Annotated in this window: 16 protein-coding genes; 5 read left to right on the top strand and 11 right to left on the bottom strand. The window is 71.9% G+C overall.

Annotation, left to right across the window (positions count from 1 at the left end):
* Positions 1-84 precede the first annotated feature (84 nt).
* From ACIO9J_RS05710 to ACIO9J_RS05695, 4 genes are all read right to left on the bottom strand, one after another.
* On the bottom strand, positions 85-1,209 hold the full coding sequence (locus ACIO9J_RS05710) for a GuaB3 family IMP dehydrogenase-related protein (protein WP_401993127.1): 1,125 nt from the start codon (positions 1,207-1,209) through the stop codon (positions 85-87).
* A gap of 112 nt (positions 1,210-1,321) precedes the next feature.
* Positions 1,322-2,839, bottom strand: coding sequence for an IMP dehydrogenase (guaB, locus tag ACIO9J_RS05705; protein WP_401993124.1), 1,518 nt, complete (start codon positions 2,837-2,839; stop codon positions 1,322-1,324).
* 149 nt (positions 2,840-2,988) lie between these two features.
* The gene (locus tag ACIO9J_RS05700) at positions 2,989-3,564 is read right to left on the bottom strand and encodes a sigma-70 family RNA polymerase sigma factor (protein WP_055549856.1); all 576 of its coding nucleotides are present in this window, start codon (positions 3,562-3,564) and stop codon (positions 2,989-2,991) included.
* 266 nt (positions 3,565-3,830) lie between these two features.
* Positions 3,831-4,442: a response regulator transcription factor gene (locus ACIO9J_RS05695; protein WP_003948568.1), complete on the bottom strand. Its 612-nt coding sequence runs from the start codon at positions 4,440-4,442 to the stop codon at positions 3,831-3,833.
* Between the two features lie 389 nt (positions 4,443-4,831).
* Between ACIO9J_RS05695 and ACIO9J_RS05690 the strand changes: the two genes are divergently transcribed.
* Complete coding sequence (locus ACIO9J_RS05690; protein WP_401993121.1) at positions 4,832-5,161, top strand: WhiB family transcriptional regulator; 330 nt, start codon at positions 4,832-4,834, stop codon at positions 5,159-5,161.
* A gap of 62 nt (positions 5,162-5,223) precedes the next feature.
* Here the strand turns inward: ACIO9J_RS05690 and ACIO9J_RS05685 are convergent, their stop codons facing one another.
* Positions 5,224-6,120, bottom strand: a complete 897-nt coding sequence (locus ACIO9J_RS05685; RefSeq protein WP_401993118.1) for a LysR family transcriptional regulator — start codon at positions 6,118-6,120, stop codon at positions 5,224-5,226.
* Between the two features lie 81 nt (positions 6,121-6,201).
* Here ACIO9J_RS05685 and ACIO9J_RS05680 point away from each other — a divergent pair, with 81 nt between their 5' ends.
* Together ACIO9J_RS05680 and ACIO9J_RS05675 are read left to right on the top strand one after the other, a co-directional pair.
* Positions 6,202-6,879 (top strand): MOSC domain-containing protein, encoded by a 678-nt coding sequence (locus ACIO9J_RS05680; protein WP_401993115.1) that lies wholly within the window; start codon positions 6,202-6,204, stop codon positions 6,877-6,879.
* A gap of 66 nt (positions 6,880-6,945) precedes the next feature.
* Entirely contained in the window at positions 6,946-7,719 is a 774-nt protein-coding gene (locus tag ACIO9J_RS05675) for an SDR family NAD(P)-dependent oxidoreductase (protein ID WP_401993113.1), read from the top strand.
* Here ACIO9J_RS05675 and ACIO9J_RS05670 read toward each other — a convergent pair.
* The 4 genes from ACIO9J_RS05670 to ACIO9J_RS05655 all read right to left on the bottom strand — a co-directional run bounded on the left by ACIO9J_RS05670 (position 7,637) and on the right by ACIO9J_RS05655 (position 14,745).
* On the bottom strand, positions 7,637-11,122 hold the full coding sequence (locus ACIO9J_RS05670) for a hypothetical protein (RefSeq protein ID WP_401993110.1): 3,486 nt from the start codon (positions 11,120-11,122) through the stop codon (positions 7,637-7,639). The two genes, ACIO9J_RS05675 and ACIO9J_RS05670, sit on opposite strands and share 83 nt — an antisense overlap.
* Positions 11,123-11,201: 79 nt before the next feature.
* Positions 11,202-12,830 carry a chaperonin GroEL gene (gene groL, locus ACIO9J_RS05665; protein WP_401993107.1) on the bottom strand — a complete coding sequence of 543 codons (1,629 nt, stop codon included), beginning with the start codon at positions 12,828-12,830 and terminating at the stop codon, positions 11,202-11,204.
* A 144-nt stretch (positions 12,831-12,974) separates the two neighbouring features.
* Positions 12,975-13,283 (bottom strand): co-chaperone GroES, encoded by a 309-nt coding sequence (gene groES / locus ACIO9J_RS05660; protein ID WP_016434667.1) that lies wholly within the window; start codon positions 13,281-13,283, stop codon positions 12,975-12,977.
* 535 nt (positions 13,284-13,818) lie between these two features.
* Positions 13,819-14,745, bottom strand: a complete 927-nt coding sequence (locus tag ACIO9J_RS05655; protein ID WP_401993104.1) for a polysaccharide deacetylase family protein — start codon at positions 14,743-14,745, stop codon at positions 13,819-13,821.
* A gap of 82 nt (positions 14,746-14,827) precedes the next feature.
* On the opposite strand from ACIO9J_RS05655, the gene ACIO9J_RS05650 reads away from it, so the two are divergent.
* Positions 14,828-16,114 carry a methyltransferase domain-containing protein gene (locus tag ACIO9J_RS05650; RefSeq protein ID WP_401993101.1) on the top strand — a complete coding sequence of 429 codons (1,287 nt, stop codon included), beginning with the start codon at positions 14,828-14,830 and terminating at the stop codon, positions 16,112-16,114.
* 118 nt (positions 16,115-16,232) lie between these two features.
* On the opposite strand, the gene ACIO9J_RS05645 is transcribed toward ACIO9J_RS05650, so the two are convergent.
* Positions 16,233-17,438, bottom strand: coding sequence for an RNA polymerase sigma factor (locus ACIO9J_RS05645; protein ID WP_401995821.1), 1,206 nt, complete (start codon positions 17,436-17,438; stop codon positions 16,233-16,235).
* 98 nt (positions 17,439-17,536) lie between these two features.
* Entirely contained in the window at positions 17,537-17,890 is a 354-nt protein-coding gene (locus tag ACIO9J_RS05640; RefSeq protein ID WP_401993098.1) for a YciI family protein, read from the bottom strand.
* Positions 17,891-18,120: 230 nt separating this feature from the next.
* Here ACIO9J_RS05640 and ACIO9J_RS05635 point away from each other — a divergent pair, with 230 nt between their 5' ends.
* Positions 18,121-18,729, top strand: a complete 609-nt coding sequence (locus tag ACIO9J_RS05635) for a class I SAM-dependent methyltransferase (RefSeq protein ID WP_401993095.1) — start codon at positions 18,121-18,123, stop codon at positions 18,727-18,729.
* Positions 18,730-18,822 lie beyond the last annotated feature (93 nt).

Genomic DNA, 18,822 nt, shown 5'->3' with positions numbered 1-18,822 from the left:
CGCACGCGTGCCCCCTGTACACGGGAAAGGCCCGGACGCGTCGGCGTCCGGGCCTCTCATGACGTCACGCGTCCAGCGCGCGCGTCACCGCTTGTGCTGCGAGTCCGCGACCGTCACCTCGACGCGCTGGAACTCCTTGAGCTCGCTGTAGCCCGTGGTGGCCATCGCGCGGCGCAGGGCGCCGAAGAAGTTCATCGAGCCGTCCGGGATGTGCGAGGGACCGGTGAGGATCTCCTCGGTCGTACCGACGGTGCCCAGGTCGACCTTCTTGCCGCGCGGCACGTCCTCGTGGACGGCCTCCATGCCCCAGTGGTGGCCCTTGCCGGGCGCGTCCGTGGCGCGGGCCAGCGGGGAGCCCATCATCACGGAGTCGGCGCCGCACGCGATGGCCTTGGGCAGGTCGCCGGACCAGCCCACGCCGCCGTCGGCGATGACGTGCACGTAGCGGCCGCCGGACTCGTCCATGTAGTCACGGCGGGCGGCCGCGACGTCGGCGACGGCGGTGGCCATCGGGACCTGGATGCCGAGCACGTTGCGCGTGGTGTGCGCGGCGCCGCCGCCGAAGCCGACCAGGACGCCCGCGGCGCCGGTGCGCATCAGGTGCAGGGCGGCGGTGTACGTGGCGCAGCCGCCGACGATGACCGGGACGTCCAGCTCGTAGATGAACTGCTTCAGGTTCAGCGGCTCGGCGGCACCGGAGACGTGCTCGGCGGAGACCGTGGTGCCGCGGATCACGAAGATGTCGACGCCCGCGTCCACGACGGCCTTGGAGAACTCGGCGGTGCGCTGCGGCGAGAGCGCGGCGGCGGTGACGACGCCGGAGTCGCGCACCTCCTTGATGCGCTGGCCGATCAGGTCCGCCTTGATCGGCGCGGCGTAGATCTCCTGGAGCCTGCGGGTCGCGTTCTCCGCGTCCAGCTCGGCGATCTCGTCGAGCAGCGGCTGCGGGTCCTCGTGCCGCGTCCACAGGCCCTCGAGGTTCAGCACGCCGAGGCCGCCGAGCTCACCGATCCGGATGGCGGTCTGCGGCGAGACGACCGAGTCCATGGGGGCGGCCAGGAAGGGCAGCTCGAAGCGGTAGGCATCGATCTGCCACGCGATCGAGACCTCCTTCGGGTCGCGGGTGCGCCGGCTCGGTACGACGGCGATGTCGTCGAACGCGTACGCGCGGCGGCCGCGCTTGCCGCGCCCGATCTCGATCTCAGTCACGTTGTGGGGCCTTTCCCTCTTGGTCTGCCTGTCCAGTATCCCCGACACACACGGAAGGGGCGGCCCCGGTGATCCGGGGCCGCCCCTTCCACGCGCGCGTGGCGCCGGAAGACTACTTGCTGCGGCTGTAGTTCGGCGCTTCGACCGTCATCTGGATGTCGTGCGGGTGGCTCTCCTTGAGGCCCGCGGACGTGATGCGGACGAACCGGCCGTTGGCCTGGAGGTCCGGGACGGTGCGCCCGCCCACGTAGAACATCGACTGGCGCAGGCCGCCCACCAGCTGGTGGACGACGGCCGCGAGCGGGCCGCGGTAGGGCACCTGGCCCTCGATGCCCTCGGGAACCAGCTTCTCGTCGGAGGCGACGCCCTCCTGGAAGTAGCGGTCCTTGGAGAAGGACTTCTGCTCGCCGCGGGTCTGCATGGCGCCCAGCGAGCCCATGCCGCGGTACGACTTGAACTGCTTGCCGTTGATGAACATCAGCTCACCCGGGGACTCCTCGCAGCCGGCGAGCAGCGAGCCCAGCATGACCGTGTCCGCGCCGGCGACGAGCGCCTTGGCGATGTCTCCGGAGTACTGCAGGCCACCGTCGCCGATGACCGGGACGCCGGCCGCTTTGGCGGCGAGCGAGGCTTCGTAGATGGCCGTCACCTGCGGCACGCCGATGCCGGCGACGACACGCGTCGTACAGATGGAGCCCGGTCCCACGCCGACCTTGATGCCGTCGACACCGGCGTCGATGAGGGACTGCGCGCCGTCACGGGTGGCGATGTTGCCGCCGATCACGTCGATGCCGGGGGCGTCGGACTTGATCTTGGCGACCATGTCGCCGACCAGGCGGGAGTGGCCGTGCGCGGTGTCGACGACGATGAAGTCGACGCCCGCGGCGACCAGCGCCTGGGCGCGCTCGAACGCATCACCCGCGACACCGACGGCGGCGCCCACCAGGAGGCGCCCCTCGCCGTCCTTGGCGGCGTTCGGGTACTTCTCGGCCTTCACGAAGTCCTTGACCGTGATGAGGCCCTTGAGGATGCCCGCGTCGTCGACCAGCGGAAGCTTCTCGATCTTGTGGCGGCGGAGCAGCTCCATGGCGTCCACGCCGGAGATGCCGACCTTGCCGGTGACGAGCGGCATCGGCGTCATGACCTCGCGCACCTGGCGCGAGCGGTCCGACTCGAAGGCCATGTCACGGTTGGTGACGATGCCGAGAAGCTTGCCCGCCGGGTCGGTCACCGGGACGCCGCTGATGCGGAACTTCGCGCAGATCGCGTCGGCCTCGGCCAGCGTCGCGTCCGGGTGCACCGTGATCGGGTCGGTGACCATGCCGGACTCGGAGCGCTTCACCAGGTCGACCTGGTTGGCCTGGTCGGCGATGGAGAGGTTGCGGTGCAGCACGCCGACGCCACCCTGCCGCGCCATGGCGATCGCCATGCGGGACTCGGTGACCTTGTCCATCGCGGCGGAGAGCAGCGGGACGTTCACCCGCACGTTCTTCGAGATGAGCGAGGAAGTGTCGATCTGGTCGGGCGCCATGTCCGACGCGCCCGGCAGCAGCAGCACGTCGTCGTAGGTCAGCCCGAGCGTCGCGAATTTATCGGGCACCCCAGTCGAAGAACCGCCGTTTGCAGTCATGACACCTTCCCCAAATGGCCTTGATCGGTGCGGATGTCCATGCTAACGGGATCCGAGGGTGTCTCATTCCACGATCAAGATCATCCGCAAGCTTTGTACGTTCACACGTACGCGGCACGGCCCCGCGCCACCGCCCCGCACCCGGCCTTCTACTGCTCGGCGAGCGCCCGCAGCCGGCTCAGCGCCCGGTGCTGCGCGACCCGCACCGCACCCGGCGACATCCCCAGCATCTGCCCGGTCTCCTCGGCCGTGAGACCGACCGCGATCCGCAGCAACAGCAGCTCGCGCTGGTTCTCCGGAAGGTTGGCCATGAGCTTCTTGGCCCACTCCGCGTCACTGCTGAGCAGCGCGCGCTCCTCGGGACCGAGCGAATCGTCGGGCCGCTCCGGCATCTCGTCGGAGGGCACGGCGGTCGATCCGGGATGGCGCATCGCCGCCCGCTGGAGATCGGCCACCTTGTGCGCGGCGATCGCGAAGACGAACGCCTCGAAGGGGCGCCCGGTGTCCTTGTAGCGCGGCAGCGCGAGCAGCACGGCGACACAGACTTCCTGCGCCAGGTCCTCCACGAAGTGCCGAGCGTCACCCGGCAGTCGGGAGAGACGCGTACGGCAGTAGCGCAGCGCGAGCGGGTGCACGTGCGCCAGGAGGTCGTGCGTGGCCTGCTCGTCACCCTCTACGGCGCGAAGGACGAGGGCACCGATCACCGTCGTCTTGTCATCGCGCATCGGTCCATGGTGCCTTGACGGCGACTGTTCCGTGGCACCGCGTCCATAGTTGTGCACTGAAGCGTTATGAGCAGGCGCGCCGGAAGTCATCTCCTGCGCCCTCCCCTCCCGCTCGATCGACTCGTCCCCGAGGAACTCCACACCTCAAGGATGCGGCATCGGCGGCGAAGCGACAGCAATCGCTCCCGATGCGGGCCGCGACGGGCGTCCGCGACCCCGCCCACCAGGTGGCGGGCGGGGAGCGACGGGCCCCCGCGGCGACACATCTAGCGGACCAGGCCCCAGCGGAAACCGAGCGCCACCGCGTGCGCCCGGTCCGAGGCGCCGAGCTTCTTGAAGAGGCGCCTGGCGTGCGTCTTCACCGTGTCCTCCGAGAGGAAGAGCTCACGTCCGATCTCCGCGTTGGAGCGGCCGTGGCTCATGCCCTCGAGGACCTGGATCTCACGCGCGGTGAGCGTGGGCGCGGCGCCCATCTCGGCCGAGCGCAGTCTGCGCGGCGCGAGCCGCCAGGTCGGGTCGGCGAGCGCCTGGGTCACCGTCGCCCGCAGTTCGGCGCGCGAGGCGTCCTTGTGCAGATAGCCGCGGGCACCGGCGGCGACCGCGAGCGCGACGCCGTCCAGGTCCTCGGCGACGGTGAGCATGATGATGCGCGCACCGGGGTCGGCGGACAGCAGCCGCCGGACGGTCTCGACGCCGCCCAGACCGGGCATGCGTACGTCCATCAGAATCAGGTCCGAGCGGTCGGCGCCCCAGCGGCGGAGGACTTCCTCGCCGTTGGCCGCCGTCGTCACACGCTCGACACCGGGCACGGTCGCGACCGCGCGGCGGAGCGCCTCTCGGGCAAGCGGGGAGTCGTCGCAGACGAGGACGGATGTCATGACTGTCCTCCGCGGCTCTCACAGCTGCTGCGCGTCACCTTGAGCCTCCAGGCTGGTACATATTCGTCACCTGTGCGGTTGACGCTCTCGGACACCTGCCCGAGCGCTTGTTCTTTCAACCGCCTCGCACTCTCAACGACGGTCACCCGAAAGAGTTACGGGGCGGTCGGCCATCTTCGGCACTCTACGTGAGGGCGCGGACACAGCGCAGACAGCGCGAGAGACCCTCAACCTTTCATCACAAGCTATGCCCCATTTAGCGCCTTTTCTTCCCTTTTCCTGGTGTCTGTGGCTAGATTCGCAATGAGTCATATTTTCATCTCCTTAGACAGTAGATGTACGGTCATGGGCACCGTATCCGCGTCAAAACGGCTTCAAGGGGACCAGCAATGGCAGATTTCTCCCGCCTTCCCGGACCGAACGCAGATCTCTGGGACTGGCAGCTCCTCGCGGCCTGCCGCGGGGTCGACAGCTCGCTCTTCTTCCACCCGGAGGGCGAGCGGGGCGCGGCGCGCAGCGCGCGTGAGAACTCCGCCAAGGAGGTCTGCATGCGCTGCCCGGTGCGCGCGGAGTGCGCCGCTCACGCGCTCGCGGTGCGCGAGCCGTACGGCGTATGGGGCGGACTGACCGAGGACGAGCGCGAGGAGCTCATGGGGCGGGCCCGCAACCGCCTGGTCACGGCGTCGGCCACGACGGCGGCCGCGGCGTCACACCACTGAAGGAACGTTTCCTCTGGCGCGTACGGGCAAGGGCACCGGCATGTCCGCGTACGTACGGATGATCAGCGGGCGGCGGCCCGCGCGAGGTGGTCCAGGGTGGCGGCGACGGCCGGCACCTGGGCCAGATCGGGCAGTGTGAGCGCCACGATCTCGCGCTGCACGGCCGGTTCGACCGTCACGGTGCGGGCCCCCTTGGGGCGCACCGACTCGATGGCGAGCTCGGGCAGCACCGCGACGCCCAGACCCGCGCCGACCAGACCGATCACCGCCGGGTAGTCGTCGGTCGCGAAGTCGATGCGGGGTACGAAGCCCGCGCCCTCGCAGACCTCCACCAGTTGCCTGCGGCAGCGCGGGCAGCCCGCGATCCACGACTCGTCGGCGAACTCACCGATGGTGACCGACGCGGCCGAGGCGAGCCGGTGCCCCTCGGGCACGAGCCCGACGAGCCGGTCCGCTAGCAGCGGACGTACGACGAGGTCCTCCCACTCCTCCGCGCCCGTGGCCCCCTCGTACCGAAAGGCGAGGGCCACGTCGCAGTCGCCCTCGCGCAGCATCTCCACGGAGCGCGGCGGCTCGGCCTCGACGAGGGAGACGCGGGTGCCCGGGTGCGCGGCGCGCAGCGCGGCGAGGGCGCCGGGCACAAGCGTGGAACTGCCGCTGGGGAAGGAGACGAGCCGGACCCGGCCCGCGCGCAGGCCCGCGATGGCGGCGACCTCCTCCTCCGCGGCGGTGAGCCCGGCGAGGATGCCCGCGGCATGCCTGACCAGGGCGTCTCCGGCCTGGGTCAGCCGCATCTCGCGGCCGGTGCGGATGAGCAGCGGGGTGCCCGCCGAGGATTCGAGGGCCTTCATCTGCTGGCTCACGGCCGGCTGGGTGCAGCCGAGCTCGCGCGCGGCCGCCGAGAAGGAGCCGGTGGCGGACACGGCGCGCAGGACACGGAGATGACGGGCCTCGATCATGATTCGAGCATAAGCGACACTTGGACATGTCGCGAAATATTGCATCGCGGCTTTGGGGTGGGCTGGCCTAGCCTTTCTCTCATGAAGCTGCTCTCCGTGAATCTGGGCCGCCGCACGACCGTCGAGTACACCGACGCCGCGGACGGCCGCACCGCCATCGACAAGAAGCCGACCGCCGAACCCGTTCTGGTGACCGCGCCGGGCGTGAAGGGCGTCGGCGGCAGCGGCCTCGCGGGCGACGAGATCGGCAACAAGCGCCACCACGGCGGGCACGACCAGGCGGTGTACGTCTTCGCGCGCGAGGACCTCGACACCTGGGAGTCGCTCCTTGGGCGGCCGCTGGCCAACGGCGGCTTCGGCGAGAACCTCACGACGTCGGGGATCGACGTGAACGGCGCGCGCATCGGCGAGCGCTGGCGGATCGGCGGCTCCGGCCCGCTCCTCGAAGTGACGAGCAGCCGCATCCCCTGCCGTACGTTCCAGGGGCACCTCGGCGAGAAGGCGTGGGTGAAGCGGTTCACCCAGCACGGCGTCCCCGGGGCGTATCTGCGGGTCATCGAGCCGGGCGAGATCCGGGCGGGCGACACGGTGGAGATAGCGCACCGCCCCGCGCACGACGTCACCGTCGCCCTCCACTTCCGGGCCATCACCACGGAGCGTTCGCTGCTGCCGCGGATGCTGGCGGCCGGTGCCGCGCTGCACCCCGAGACGATCCACGACGCACGCGAGTACGTCGAGAAGTACGGAACCGGGGAGTAGTCCCCCGAGGGCGTACGGAAGTTGACCACGTCGCCCGCGGTGATCCGGGCTCACTAGCCTTGGACCATGACTACGGCTCTGATTACGGGATCGACCGCCGGCATCGGCGCCGCGTTCGCGCGGCGGCTCGCGGGCGACGGGCACAACCTCGTCCTGGTGGCGCGCGACACCAAACGGCTGCGGGAGCAGGCGACCGAGCTGCACGACCGGCACGGCATCGAGGCGGAGGTGCTCACCGCGGACCTCTCCACGGACCCGGGCATCGAGTCCGTGGAGGAGCGGCTCTCGCGGCGCAGGGACCCCGTCGACCTGCTGATCAACAACGCCGGGTTCGCCAACAAGGGCCGCTATCTGGAGGTCTCCCTCGCCGACGAGCTGACCATGCTCAAGGTGCACTGCGAGGCGGTGCTCCGGCTGACGTCGGCGGCGACGGAGTCGATGCGGGAGCGGGGCAGGGGCGGCGTCGTCAACGTGGCGTCGGTGGCGGCGTTCGTGCCGCGCGGGACGTACGGCGCGTCCAAGGCGTGGATCGCGCAGTTCACCCAGGGCGCGGCGAAGGACCTGGCGGGCTCCGGCGTACGGCTGATGGCGCTGTGCCCCGGCTTCGTGCGGACCGAGTTCCACGACCGCGCGGGGATGGGCACGTCCAACATCCCCAACTGGATGTGGCTCGACGCGGACAAACTGGTCACCACGGCCCTCACCGACCTGGCGCGCGGCCGGACCCTGTCGATCCCCGACCCGCGCTACAAGGCCCTCATGGGCGTGGTGAAGGTGACGCCGCGGGCGCTGCTGGGTGGGGTGACGTCGCGGACGGGGCGGAAGTACGGGCCGCGGTAGGCCTGTCGCGGAAGGCGTCGACGAGGAGGGGGACGGCGGCCGGTTCCAGGTGCAGGAGCGCGGGGAGCGCGAACGACCACTCGCCCTCCCGCAGCGCGTGCAGCGCCAGCGAGCGGCCCCGTCCCGCGTCGACCGCGGGCACGAGGGCCGCGGCGGCATCGGCGAACCCGCTCCCCCTGACCAGGAACGGCCGGGCCCAGTTCAGCGCGTCCGCGGTCTCGCCCGCCTCGACGAGCGCCTCGACGAGGGACTCCCGCGCGCTGTCCTGGGCGTCGCCCTGCGGGATGTGCCGGACGAACCACTTCGCCCTGTCGTGCAGCCCGGACCGCACCAGGGCCCTGACCAGCCGCCAGCCCACGGAGATCTCCCAGGTGGCGCGGCGTCGGCGCAGGACCTCGTCGGCGACCGCACCGGCCCTGCGCCGGTCCCCGATGGCGGCCCAGGCCTCGAACCGCTCGGCCAGTTCGAGGGCCACCGCCGCACCGGACCGGGCCGGGCCCGTCCCCGTCGCCCCGGGCGGGGCCGCGAGCAGGAGGCGCGCCTCGTCCCGCAGTCCCCGCAGGTGCAGCGCCCTGGCCTTCGTCACCGCGGAGAGCCACGGGGAGTCCCGCACGGCGACGGCGCACTCCACCGCCCGTGCCCGCTCGCCGCACTCGGCGAGGACCGCCATGGCCCCGGCCAGGAGTACGTCACGGGACCGGCCGCGCGCCGCGGTCATCGTCTCCTCGGCGCGCTCGTACCGCCCGGCCGCGACGCACGCCCGCACGAACGCGGGCCACGCCTCCGTCTCCGCGCTGCCGTTCCCCTCCGTCTCCCGGAGCAGGCGGTCGATCAGCTTCCCCGCCCGGTCGACCTCGCCCGCGTGCGCCAGCGCCCGCGCCGCGCTCGCCACGTACGGCCGGTAGTAGGGACCCGTGCGCCGAAGAGCCTCCTCGATCCCCGTGAGAACCTCACGGGCCGCGGCGCGGTGCCCGGCGACGGCCAGTTCCCGTGCCACCCGGGCGCGGTCCGACAGGGCATCGAGCGTGCCGGCCCGGTCGCGGACGCGGTCCTCGACGCGGGCCAGGAAGGCCAGCGCCTCCTCCTTGTGCCCGGCCCGTGCCCAGGTGACGGCGCCCCTGGCCAGCGGGTCGAGCCCGGTGGCCGCGCCGTCCCACCCCGCGAGCGACTCCGCCGCGCGGAACCGCCCGGTCGCGGCGAGGCCCTCCACGGCGGCGGCCAGCGCCTCCTCGCGGGCGGGCCGGAGAACGGTCCGGAGGAAGCGCTTCACACGGTTGACCTCGCCCCTGCGCGCCAGGGCTCCGGCCAGAGCCGACGCCGCATCGCCACCCGGCGTGCCGGTCAACAGGGCCTCGGCGGAGTCGAGTTCACCGCTTCGTACGAGGAGGAGGGCCACGTGCTGGGAGCTGATGCCGTCGGCTCCGTCCGCGATCTCGTCGAACAGGTGGAGCGCCTCGTCCGGGTGGCCCGCCTCTGCCAGCACCCCGGCGACGTCGACGACGTCCCGCAGGGTGACGCCGCGCCAACGGGCCTGCCGCCAGAGGGCCTTCGCCTCCTCGGCCCGCCCGCTGCGCGTCAGGGCCAGCACGACGCGCATACCGGCACCGGCGGGCAGTCCGTCCGCACCGGCCAGGAAGACCTCCACCGCCCGGTCCTCCTCCCCCGCCACGAGCAGGGCCCGCACGAGCGCGCGCAGGCAGGACGCCCGCGGCCCCGGCGCGGACTGTGCCAGGGCCGCCGCAAGCGCCCGCTCGAACTCCCCGTACGCCAGCCACGCCTCGACGACCCGCGGCGCGAGGTCGGCGTCGGCCAGGGGGGTCCGGGGCGTGCGCAGCACCGCGTCCGCCCGCTCGTGCAACCCCACGGAGGCCAGGGCCCGGTGCACCAGGACGGCGTCCGCGGCGGCCCCTGGCCGGTCCGGCTGGCGCCACTGGGACGCCTCGGCCTCGGCCGCCAGTGCCGTGGCACGCTCGGTGTGGCCCTGCCGGGCCAGCTCCTCCGCCACCCGGGCGAGCGCGGGCCGCACGAACACCGGGGATGTCAGGCCGCGCGCCACGGCCTCCGCGCGCGACGGCTGTCCGAGCGCGGCCCAGGCCCAGGCGAGCGTCTCCGTACGGCCGTGGCTCCTGCCCCGGATCCTGTCGCGGTGGATGTCCAGCCGGAACAGCGGGAGCAGGGTGTCCGGGTCGTCCGAAGCGATGAGCCGGCGCTCCGCGGCGTCCAGTTCCGCCATGGCGGACGCATCGGCTCCGGTCACCGCGAGCATCCGGTCGTGCCTGGCCTCGTCCAGCGCGCAGCGCACCACGCGTGCCCGGTCGCCGTCGCGCTGGAGCATCCGGAAGTAGCCGCGCAGCAGGTAGGCGGGCGTCTCCGGCGGCCAGCCGCGGGCGCGCCAGTCGTCGGCCCAGGCGTGCAGCCGCAGCCGGTATCCGTCCAGTGCGGGCCCTTCGAGCACCTCAAGGGCCATGGCGTCCAGCGCTTCGTGGGCGAGGAGGCAGGCTCCCTCGCGCACCGCGAAGCTGCGGCCCGCGCGCGTACGCAGGGTGTCCTTCACCCAGTAGGGGGACCTGCCGGTCAGCGCCGCCAGGTCGGCGACGGTGAGCCCGCCGCGGGCCGCGGTGACCAGACCCAGCAGATCGGCTTCCTCGGAATCGGCGAGCAGCCGGTTCAGTTCGCGCTCGGCCTGTGCACGGACCACCTGGGCGTGCGGCGAGTCCGTCAGGGGCCACTCGGCGGCGGGGGCGCGCAGCGGGTGCCCCTCCGGCACGTCGGTGGGCAGCGGCAGGTTGTCGCGGCTCGACACCAGGATCCGCATGCCCGCGCGCGGGGCGGCCGGGAGCAGGCTCGCGATGCTGTGGGCCGCCGGTCCCGTGGTCGCGTCGCAGTCCTCGTCGAGGCCGTCGACCAGGAGGACCAGGCGTTCGCCCCGTGCGGCGCAGGCGTGGGCGGCTTCCGCGTACAGGCGCAGCAGTTGGGTCTCGCGGCCCGCGGCGGTGAGGTGGGCGGGCAGGCTCTCGCCGACGAGTTCGGCGAGTTGTTCCATGACGATCTCGACGTAGGCGGCGACGCCGTTGTACGCGCCGTAGTGGGCCGTGACGAAGAAGGGCACGATCCGCACCCCGGGCGGCGGGTGCAGCGCGAACCAGGACAGGAGCCCGGTCTTGCCCGCCCAGGCCCCGCCGCGCAGCCAGGTGTGGGACGGCCCGTCGGCCGCGCGGCAGATGTCGGCGAGCGCCGCCAACTCGCTCTCGCGCCCGGCGCATCGAGGCGGCACGATGCGCTTGACCTGCTCCCAGTACGCCGAGCGCGCCCGGGGGACCAGGGTCACCGGACTGTGGTCGCCCGTGACGACGACGTCTGCGTCTCCCCTGATCGCCACCGCGCGATCCCCCCGCACCCGCATGGCGCCATCGTGCCAAACCGGCATGGGGAAAGCCCCCTGTTCCCGAGGGGAACAGGGGGCTTTCCGGGAAGCTCGTGCCTCAGTGCGAGTGACCGTGACCGTGGCCGTGCCCGGCCTCGGCCTCTTCCTCGGCCGGCTTCTCGACGACCAGGGTCTCGGTCGTGAGGAGCAGCGACGCGATGGACGCGGCGTTCTCCAGGGCGGAGCGGGTGACCTTGACCGGGTCGAGGAGACCGGCCTTCACCAGGTCGCCGTACTCACCGGTCGCGGCGTTGAAGCCGAAGCCCTTGTCGAGCTCGGCGACCTTCGAGGTGATGACGTAGCCCTCGAGGCCGGCGTTCTCGGCGATCCAGCGCAGCGGCTCGACGGCGGCGCGGCGGACGACGGCGACACCGGTGGCCTCGTCGCCCTCCTTGCCGAGGTTGCCCTCGAGGACCTTGACGGCGTGCACCAGAGCGGAGCCACCACCGGAGACGATGCCCTCCTCGACCGCGGCGCGGGTCGCGGAGATGGCGTCCTCCAGACGGTGCTTCTTCTCCTTCAGCTCCACCTCGGTGGCGGCGCCGACCTTGATCACGCACACGCCGCCGGCCAGCTTCGCGAGGCGCTCCTGGAGCTTCTCGCGGTCCCAGTCGGAGTCCGTGGCGTCGATCTCGGCCTTGATCTGGGCGACGCGGCCCTCGACCTCGGTCTTGTTGCCACCGCCGTCGACGATCGTCGTGTCGTCCTTGGTGATGGTCACGCGGCGGGCGGTGCCGAGCACGTCGAGACCGACCTGGTCGATCTTGAGGCCGACCTCTTCGGCGATGACGGTGCCGCCGGTGAGGGTGGCGATGTCACCGAGCATGGCCTTGCGGCGGTCGCCGAAGCCGGGGGCCTTCACCGCGACGGCGTTGAAGGTGCCGCGGATCTTGTTCACGACCAGGGTCGACAGGGCCTCGCCCTCGACGTCCTCGGCGATGATCAGGAGCGGCTTCGAGGCGTTGGCCTGGATGACCTTCTCGAGCAGCGGCAGGAGGTCCTGGATGGAGGAGATCTTGCCCTGGTGGATCAGGATGTACGGGTCGTCGAGGACGGCCTCCATACGCTCCTGGTCGGACACCATGTACGGCGACAGGTAGCCCTTGTCGAAGGCCATGCCCTCGGTGAAGTCGAGCTCCAGGCCGAAGGTGTTGGACTCCTCGACGGTGATGACACCGTCCTTGCCGACCTTGTCCATCGCCTCGGCGATGAGCTCGCCGACCTGCGGGTCCTGGGCCGACAGACCGGCGACGGCCGCGATGTCGGCCTTGTCGTCGATCGGACGGGCGGTGGCGAGGAGCTCCTCGGAGACGGCCGCGACGGCGGCGTCGATGCCCTTCTTCAGGGCGGCCGGGGAGGCGCCGGCGGCTACGTTGCGCAGACCTTCCTTGACCAGGGCCTGGGCGAGCACGGTGGCGGTGGTGGTGCCGTCACCAGCGATGTCGTTGGTCTTGGTCGCCACCTCCTTCACCAGCTGGGCGCCGAGGTTCTCGTACGGGTCCTCGACCTCGACCTCACGGGCGATGGTGACGCCGTCGTTGGTGATGGTCGGGGCGCCGAACTTCTTGTCGATGACGACGTTGCGGCCGCGGGGGCCGATCGTCACCTTCACCGTGTCGGCAAGCTTGTTGACGCCGCGCTCAAGGGCGCGACGGGCGTCCTCGTCGAACTTCAGGATCTTCGCCATGGGAGCGGTTCAGCCCTCTCGAAAACTCAGGGGGGTCCGGGGGGATCCCCCGGAATGTTCAGCAACGAACTGCGCCCCTCGCCGCCCGGCATCAGCTGGGTGACCAGGGGCGCAGCTCAAAGCAGTGCTTCTGCTTCGGGTGAACTACTTCTCGACGATCGCGAGCACGTCGCGAGCCGAGAGGACGAGGTACTCCTCGCCGTTGTACTTCACCTCGGTGCCGCCGTACTTGCTGTACAGCACGATGTCGCCGGTCTTCACGTCGAGCGGCAGACGCTCGCCGTTCTCGAAGCGGCCCGGGCCCACGGCCAGGACGACGCCCTCCTGGGGCTTCTCCTTGGCGGTGTCCGGAATGACCAGGCCGGAGGCCGTGGTCTGCTCGGCGTCGAGCGGCTGGACCACGATGCGGTCCTCGAGCGGCTTGATGGCAACCTTGGAGCTTGCGGTCGTCACGATCCGGTCTCCCCCTTCGGAGATCTACGGGGTTAACAGTCTGGGTGGCGACCAGGTGGATCCGTCGTCGCGGGTGCCGGACCTGCCCGTCGCTGTTGGCACTCTCCAACGGGGAGTGCCAGAAGCGAGACTAGGACGGGGATTAGCACTCGGTCAAGCGGAGTGCCAATCGGCTGCGCCTGGCTTTAGCGGGTTGGGGTGCTCCCCGACGGGGTTGGCGTGGGGGTGCCCCTGTCAGGGCAACGGGCCTCGCCCCGGTGGGGTTCCCTTTCCGCGACGTCACCCTGCCTCGTTTTTCGCTCCTCCGCGCCGGGGGCTGTGCCCACCGGTTCCGCCTTGCGGAACGCCTGCCCACAGCGGGGCACTGGGCCCGCCTGGCCCGTCGGCTTTCGTTTCGGGACCTTCTGGGCCGCCTTTCTGCCCAGGCGTTCGATCGGGTCGACCGATTCCGCGCAGCCCGTGAGGAGCGTGGGCGCGAGTACGCCGCACAGCAGGGCCCCGGCGAGGAGGCGGCGGCGCGCTCGCGCCCGGGGGGTCACAGGTAGTCCTCCAGCCTGGCCACCGCGTACCCCTTGTCCGTGACCGTCTTCATGACCTTGCGGACCATGTCGGGCATCGTGCCCTTCCAGTCCGCGCGGCCCCGGAAGTGCGTGAGGATGATGTCGCCGGGATGCAGGTCCCGGTCCCACTCGCGCCACTCCATGTGGTCGGCGAACGCCTCCGACGCCCACAGCGGGACCGCCTTGACGCCGCAGGACTTGGCGGCGCGCAGGGAGTCCTGGTTGTAGTTGCCGTAGGGCGGGCGGAAGAGCTCGGGCCGCTTGCCGTAGTGCTTCGCGATGACGTCCTGCATGCCGCAGATCTCACGGCGCTGCGCCTCGTACGAGAGTCCGGGCAGATAGCGGTGGTTGAGGGTGTGGTTGTTCAGGGTGACGCCGCGCGACTGCATCTTCTTGAAGTACGCGTAGTCCTCCTTGACCAGGTAGTCGCTGAGGAACGCGGTGTACGGGATCTTCAGGTCGCTCATCATCCTCAGCAGCGCCGGGTCCTTCTCGGCGCCGTCGTCGATGGTGAGGAAGACGACCTTCTCCTTGGTCGGGATCGTCGTGAAGACGGGCGGCAGGCTCGACTGGCCCTTGACCTCGAAGCCCTTGCGGGTGGTGAGGCGGGGCTTCGTCGCGGGGGCCGGGGGCGCCGCGAGCGGGGTCTTCGCCAGGCCCCACCGCTTGGCCGCGGCGGCCCGCGCGGCCTGGGCGACGCCGAGCCGCTGGGCGTAGGAGTCCAGGGCGCGGGCGGGCGGGGCCTGGAGCGGCTGCTGTCCGTGGGCCGGTTCGGCGGTGTCGGAGCCGCCCCCGGCGGTACAGCCCGACGCGATCGCGACGACCGTGATCGCGGCGGCCGCTGCGCGAGCCTGATTCTTCCGTCTTCTGGCGGATTCTTCCTTTTGTCGTACTAGTTGCATGGCGCCGGATCCTCGCAGCTCAAGGCCCTGTCGACCGGCCGACACCGCCGCCGGCCGCGCACCATCCACCGACTGGCCCACAATGGGGCAGGTGAACGACCCGAACACGCCGAGCGGCCACGAGACCGACCTCGGCGACCCCCTCGCCGCCTTCGCCGCCCTGCGCACCGACGCGGGCCTGGCCCTGCTCGACGAGGTACGGGAGGTGGCGCCCGCGCAGGAACTCGCCGCCGCGACCCGGCTGCGCCGCGACCATCCCGCCCCGCTGGTGTCGGCCGCCCTCGCGCAGGCGCGGCTGCGGCAGCGGGCCGCGGCGAAGTTCGGCGCGGCGGACGCGGCCCGGATGTTCTTCACGCCCAACGGCGTCGAGCAGTCCACCCGTGCCTCCGTCGCCGGGCACCGCGCCGAGAGCTTCAGGGCGCTCGGCGTCCGGTCCCTCGCCGACCTCTGCTGCGGCATCGGCGGCGACGCGATCGCCCTCGCGCGGGCCGGCATCTCCGTGCTCGCCGTCGACCGGGACCCGCTGACCTGCGCGGTCGCCCGCGCCAACGCCGAGGCGCTGGGGCTCACCGACCTGATCGAGGTCCGCGAGGCGGATGTCACCGAGGTCGACACGTCGGCGTACGACGCGGTCTTCGTGGACCCGGCGCGCCGGGGCGCGAGAGGAGGAGCCGCGCGCAGCGCGTCGGCCAGGGGTGGTGGCCGGGCGACGGGCGGGCGGATCTTCGACCCCGAGGCGTACTCGCCGCCGCTGTCCTGGGCGGTCACCGCCGCGCTGAAGGCGCCGCTCGCCGCGCTGAAGATCGCGCCGGGCATCCCGCACGAGGCGGTACCCGCCGAGGCGGGGGCGGAGTGGATCTCGGACGGCGGCGACGTGAAGGAGGCGGTGCTGTGGTTCGGCACGGACGCCGCCGCCTCGCACCGCGCGACGCTGCTGCCCGGCGGCGCGAGCCTGTGGTCCTCGCTCGACGCGATGCTGCCGGACCCCGAGGTACGGCCCGTGGGGCGCTATCTGTACGAGCCGGACGGCGCGGTCATCCGCGCGCACCTGGTGGCGGAGGTGGCCGCGCGGGTCGAGGGCGGGCTGATCGACGAGACCATCGCGTACGTCACGTCCGACGCACTGCACCCGACCCCGTACGCGGTGGCGTACGAGATCACCGACCAACTCCCCTTCGGCGTGAAGAAGTTGAAGGCGCTGCTGCGGGAGCGGGAGGTCGGGATCCTGACCGTGAAGAAGCGCGGCTCGGCGGTGGAACCGGAGGAACTGCGCCGCAAGGTGAAGCCGCAAGGGAAGAACGCGGCGACGGTCTTCATGACCCGGGTGGCAGGCGCCCCGACGATGCTGATCGGCCACCCGGCCCTGTAAGAGGCGCAGGACTGAGTGCCCCGTAAGGGCCGCAGGGCTGAGTGCCCCGTAAGGGGCGCGGGGAGCTGCGCGACCAGCCACAGCGAGCCCGCAGAGTCCGAACCGGCCCGAAAAGACCTCAGCACCCGGCGGCCCGCACCAAAAGCAACTCCCGCTCCCGCACATTGCGCGCAAGCGAGGCCGCCCGCTCGAACTCCACCCGCGCCTCGGCCGAACGGCCAAGCCGCACCAGCAGATCCCCCCGCACACTGGGCAGCAAGTGGTACTCACGCAACGCCGGTTCACCGGAAAGCGCGTCGACCAGGGCCAGCCCCGCCTCGGGCCCCTCGGCCCGGGACACCGCGACTGCACGGTTCAGTTCGACCACCGGTGACGGGGTGCGGGCAGCCAGCAGGCCGTAGAGCACGGCGATCTGCTGCCAGTCGGTCTCCTCGTACGTAGCCGCGTGGGCGTGACACGCGGCGATCGCGGCCTGCAGCCCGTAGGGGCCGAGGGCGCCGGTGGAGGTGGCCTGCGCGCGGGTCAGCGCGGCGTAACCGCGCCGGATCAGCATCTGGTTCCAGCGGGCCCTGCTCTGGTCCTCGAGCAGCACCGGCTCGCCCGCGGGGCCCGTCCGCGCCGCCGAGCGGGACGCCTGGAGCTCCAACAGCGCGGCGAGGCCGTGCACTTCGGACTCCTTGGGCATCAGGCCCGCGAGCACCCGGGCGAGCCGCAGCGCGTCCTCGCAGAGGGCGGGGCGCAGCAGGTCGTCGCCCGCCGTGGCCGCGTACCCCTCGTTGAAGATGAGGTAGATGACTTCGAGGACGGAGCCGAGCCGGTCGTCGCGGTCGGGCCCGTAGGGGACCTCGAAGGCGACGCCCTTCGCGGCGAGGGTGCGCTTGGCCCGCACCACGCGCTGCGCCACGGTCGGTTCGGGGGCGAGCACGGCGCGCGCGATCTCCGCGGTGGTCAGGCCGCCGAGCAGCCGCAGCGTGAGCGCCACGCGGGCCTCGGCGGAGAGCACCGGGTGGCAGGCGGTGAAGACGAGGCGCAGGAGGTCGTCGTCGATGTCGTCCGGGTCGGCGGGCTCATCGACGTGCGGCGGCGCGCTCTCCAGGTCGCGGCCGACCTCGGCGAGCTTGCGGGCGTAGCGCTCGCGGCGGCGGACCAGGTCGACGGCGCGGTGTTTGGCGGTGGCCATGAGCCAGGCGCCCGGGTTGTCGGGCACGCCCTCGGCCGGCCACTGTTCGAGGGCGGCGACCAGCGCGTCCTGCGCCAGCTCCTCGGCGATCCCGACGTCCCGCACGATGCGCGCGACGCCCGCGATGATCCGCGGGGACTCCATGCGGAAGACGGTTTCCACGGTGCGGCGGGGGTGCTCCGGAGGGTGGCTCACGGCCACCCATCAGAGCACCCCGGCGCCACGGCCGCAAAGGCGGAGCGTCAGCCCTCGATCTCGCGGACCTCGGCGGTGATCGTCCAGTAGTCCTCGTGGGTCTTCAGGAACCGCTTGGTCCACTCGACCGCCTCCGCCATGTCCTTCGCCTGGCAGATCGAGTAGCCGCCGATGACCTCCTTGGTCTCGGTGAACGGCCCGTCGGTGGTGGACAGCTCACCCTTGTCCCAGGTCACCCGGGTGCCCTCGGAGGTCGGCCGCAGCCCCGCGGTGTCGAGCATGACCCCGGCCTTGGTGATCTCTTCGAGCAGCGCACCCATGCGCTCCTGCAGCTCGGGGCTCGGGCCGCCCTCGGGGGCGTTGTTCTCGTCGATGCGGATCATCGTCAGATAGCGCGGCATGGTGGTCTCCCATCGGATGGCGGCGGGGCTTCTCCTCGCCTCTCACCCCTGCGTCGAACGGGAGACGCCCGTTTCGACATCGTCACCGAAATTCTTCGAAGTTTCTTCCGCGGACACGGACCCGCATCCACGTCGGCATACGTTTGCGCAGGTCACAGCGGTATCGATGTCGCCAGACGCCGACCGTGCGGCGCTGCTCCGCCGCCGCGGCGTGTGCGAAGCTCCCCCGCATGCCCTTCGACCACAACGACCACTACCACCGCCTGCTCCTGCGGCAGCTGCCCCCGACCCGACCGCCGCACGGCCGCGCCGCGCTCGACATCGGCTGCGGGACCGGCCGCTTCGCGCGGCGGCTCGCCGAGCGTGGCTACGAGGTCGACGCGCTCGACCCGTCGGCGGAGGTCGTCGCCGAGGCGGCGGCGGCCGGTGGCGGGGTGCGGTACCGGCAGGCCGACGTGACCACCGAGGAGCTGCCCGAAGGGCGCTACGACGTCATCAGCTGTCTGGCGAGCCTGCACCACGTGCCGTTCGACACGGTCACGCGCCTGCGCGCCGCCCTAGCGCCCGGCGGCACCCTGCTCGTGCTCGGCTGCTACGCCGGGATGACCCCGTGGGACGTCGTGGCATCGCCGGCCAACGCGGTGGCCAGGGTGGCGGTGTACGCGACCGAGCGCCTGCGCGGCACGTACACGCCCCCGCTCAAGCCGCCCGTGAAAGAGCCGGACATGAGACTGCCGCAGATCCGCGCCGAGGCCGCCCGCCTCCTGCCCGGCAGCCGGATGCGCCAACTGCTCTTCTGGCGCTACCTGTTGACGTACCGCAGGCCGCTCGGGAGCTGACTAGGGTCTTTCGTTTGGATCAGGCCGGATCAGGGAGCGGGGTCTGGTGCGTGCGATCGCAAGGCGGAGGAGGGCGGCAACGCGGAGCGTTGG

Source organism: Streptomyces sp. NPDC087300, assembly GCF_044744425.1.
In the GTDB taxonomy this organism is placed as follows: domain Bacteria; phylum Actinomycetota; class Actinomycetes; order Streptomycetales; family Streptomycetaceae; genus Streptomyces.
This window is presented reverse-complemented; position numbering and strand designations above follow the sequence as displayed.

Coding starts and splice junctions, on each gene's coding strand:
- ACIO9J_RS05645 (WP_401995821.1), bottom strand. CDS start 17,438: ATGGAGTCCCCGCGGATCATCGCGGGCGTCGCGCGCATCGTGCGGGAC.
- ACIO9J_RS05635 (WP_401993095.1), top strand. CDS start 18,121: ATGCCCTTCGACCACAACGACCACTACCACCGCCTGCTCCTGCGGCAG.
- ACIO9J_RS05640 (WP_401993098.1), bottom strand. CDS start 17,890: ATGCCGCGCTATCTGACGATGATCCGCATCGACGAGAACAACGCCCCC.
- ACIO9J_RS05650 (WP_401993101.1), top strand. CDS start 14,828: ATGGGGCAGGTGAACGACCCGAACACGCCGAGCGGCCACGAGACCGAC.
- ACIO9J_RS05690 (WP_401993121.1), top strand. CDS start 4,832: ATGGCAGATTTCTCCCGCCTTCCCGGACCGAACGCAGATCTCTGGGAC.
- ACIO9J_RS05680 (WP_401993115.1), top strand. CDS start 6,202: ATGAAGCTGCTCTCCGTGAATCTGGGCCGCCGCACGACCGTCGAGTAC.
- ACIO9J_RS05655 (WP_401993104.1), bottom strand. CDS start 14,745: ATGCAACTAGTACGACAAAAGGAAGAATCCGCCAGAAGACGGAAGAAT.
- ACIO9J_RS05675 (WP_401993113.1), top strand. CDS start 6,946: ATGACTACGGCTCTGATTACGGGATCGACCGCCGGCATCGGCGCCGCG.
- ACIO9J_RS05700 (WP_055549856.1), bottom strand. CDS start 3,564: ATGCGCGATGACAAGACGACGGTGATCGGTGCCCTCGTCCTTCGCGCC.
- guaB (WP_401993124.1), bottom strand. CDS start 2,839: ATGACTGCAAACGGCGGTTCTTCGACTGGGGTGCCCGATAAATTCGCG.
- ACIO9J_RS05695 (WP_003948568.1), bottom strand. CDS start 4,442: ATGACATCCGTCCTCGTCTGCGACGACTCCCCGCTTGCCCGAGAGGCG.
- ACIO9J_RS05685 (WP_401993118.1), bottom strand. CDS start 6,120: ATGATCGAGGCCCGTCATCTCCGTGTCCTGCGCGCCGTGTCCGCCACC.
- ACIO9J_RS05670 (WP_401993110.1), bottom strand. CDS start 11,122: ATGCGGGTGCGGGGGGATCGCGCGGTGGCGATCAGGGGAGACGCAGAC.
- groL (WP_401993107.1), bottom strand. CDS start 12,830: ATGGCGAAGATCCTGAAGTTCGACGAGGACGCCCGTCGCGCCCTTGAG.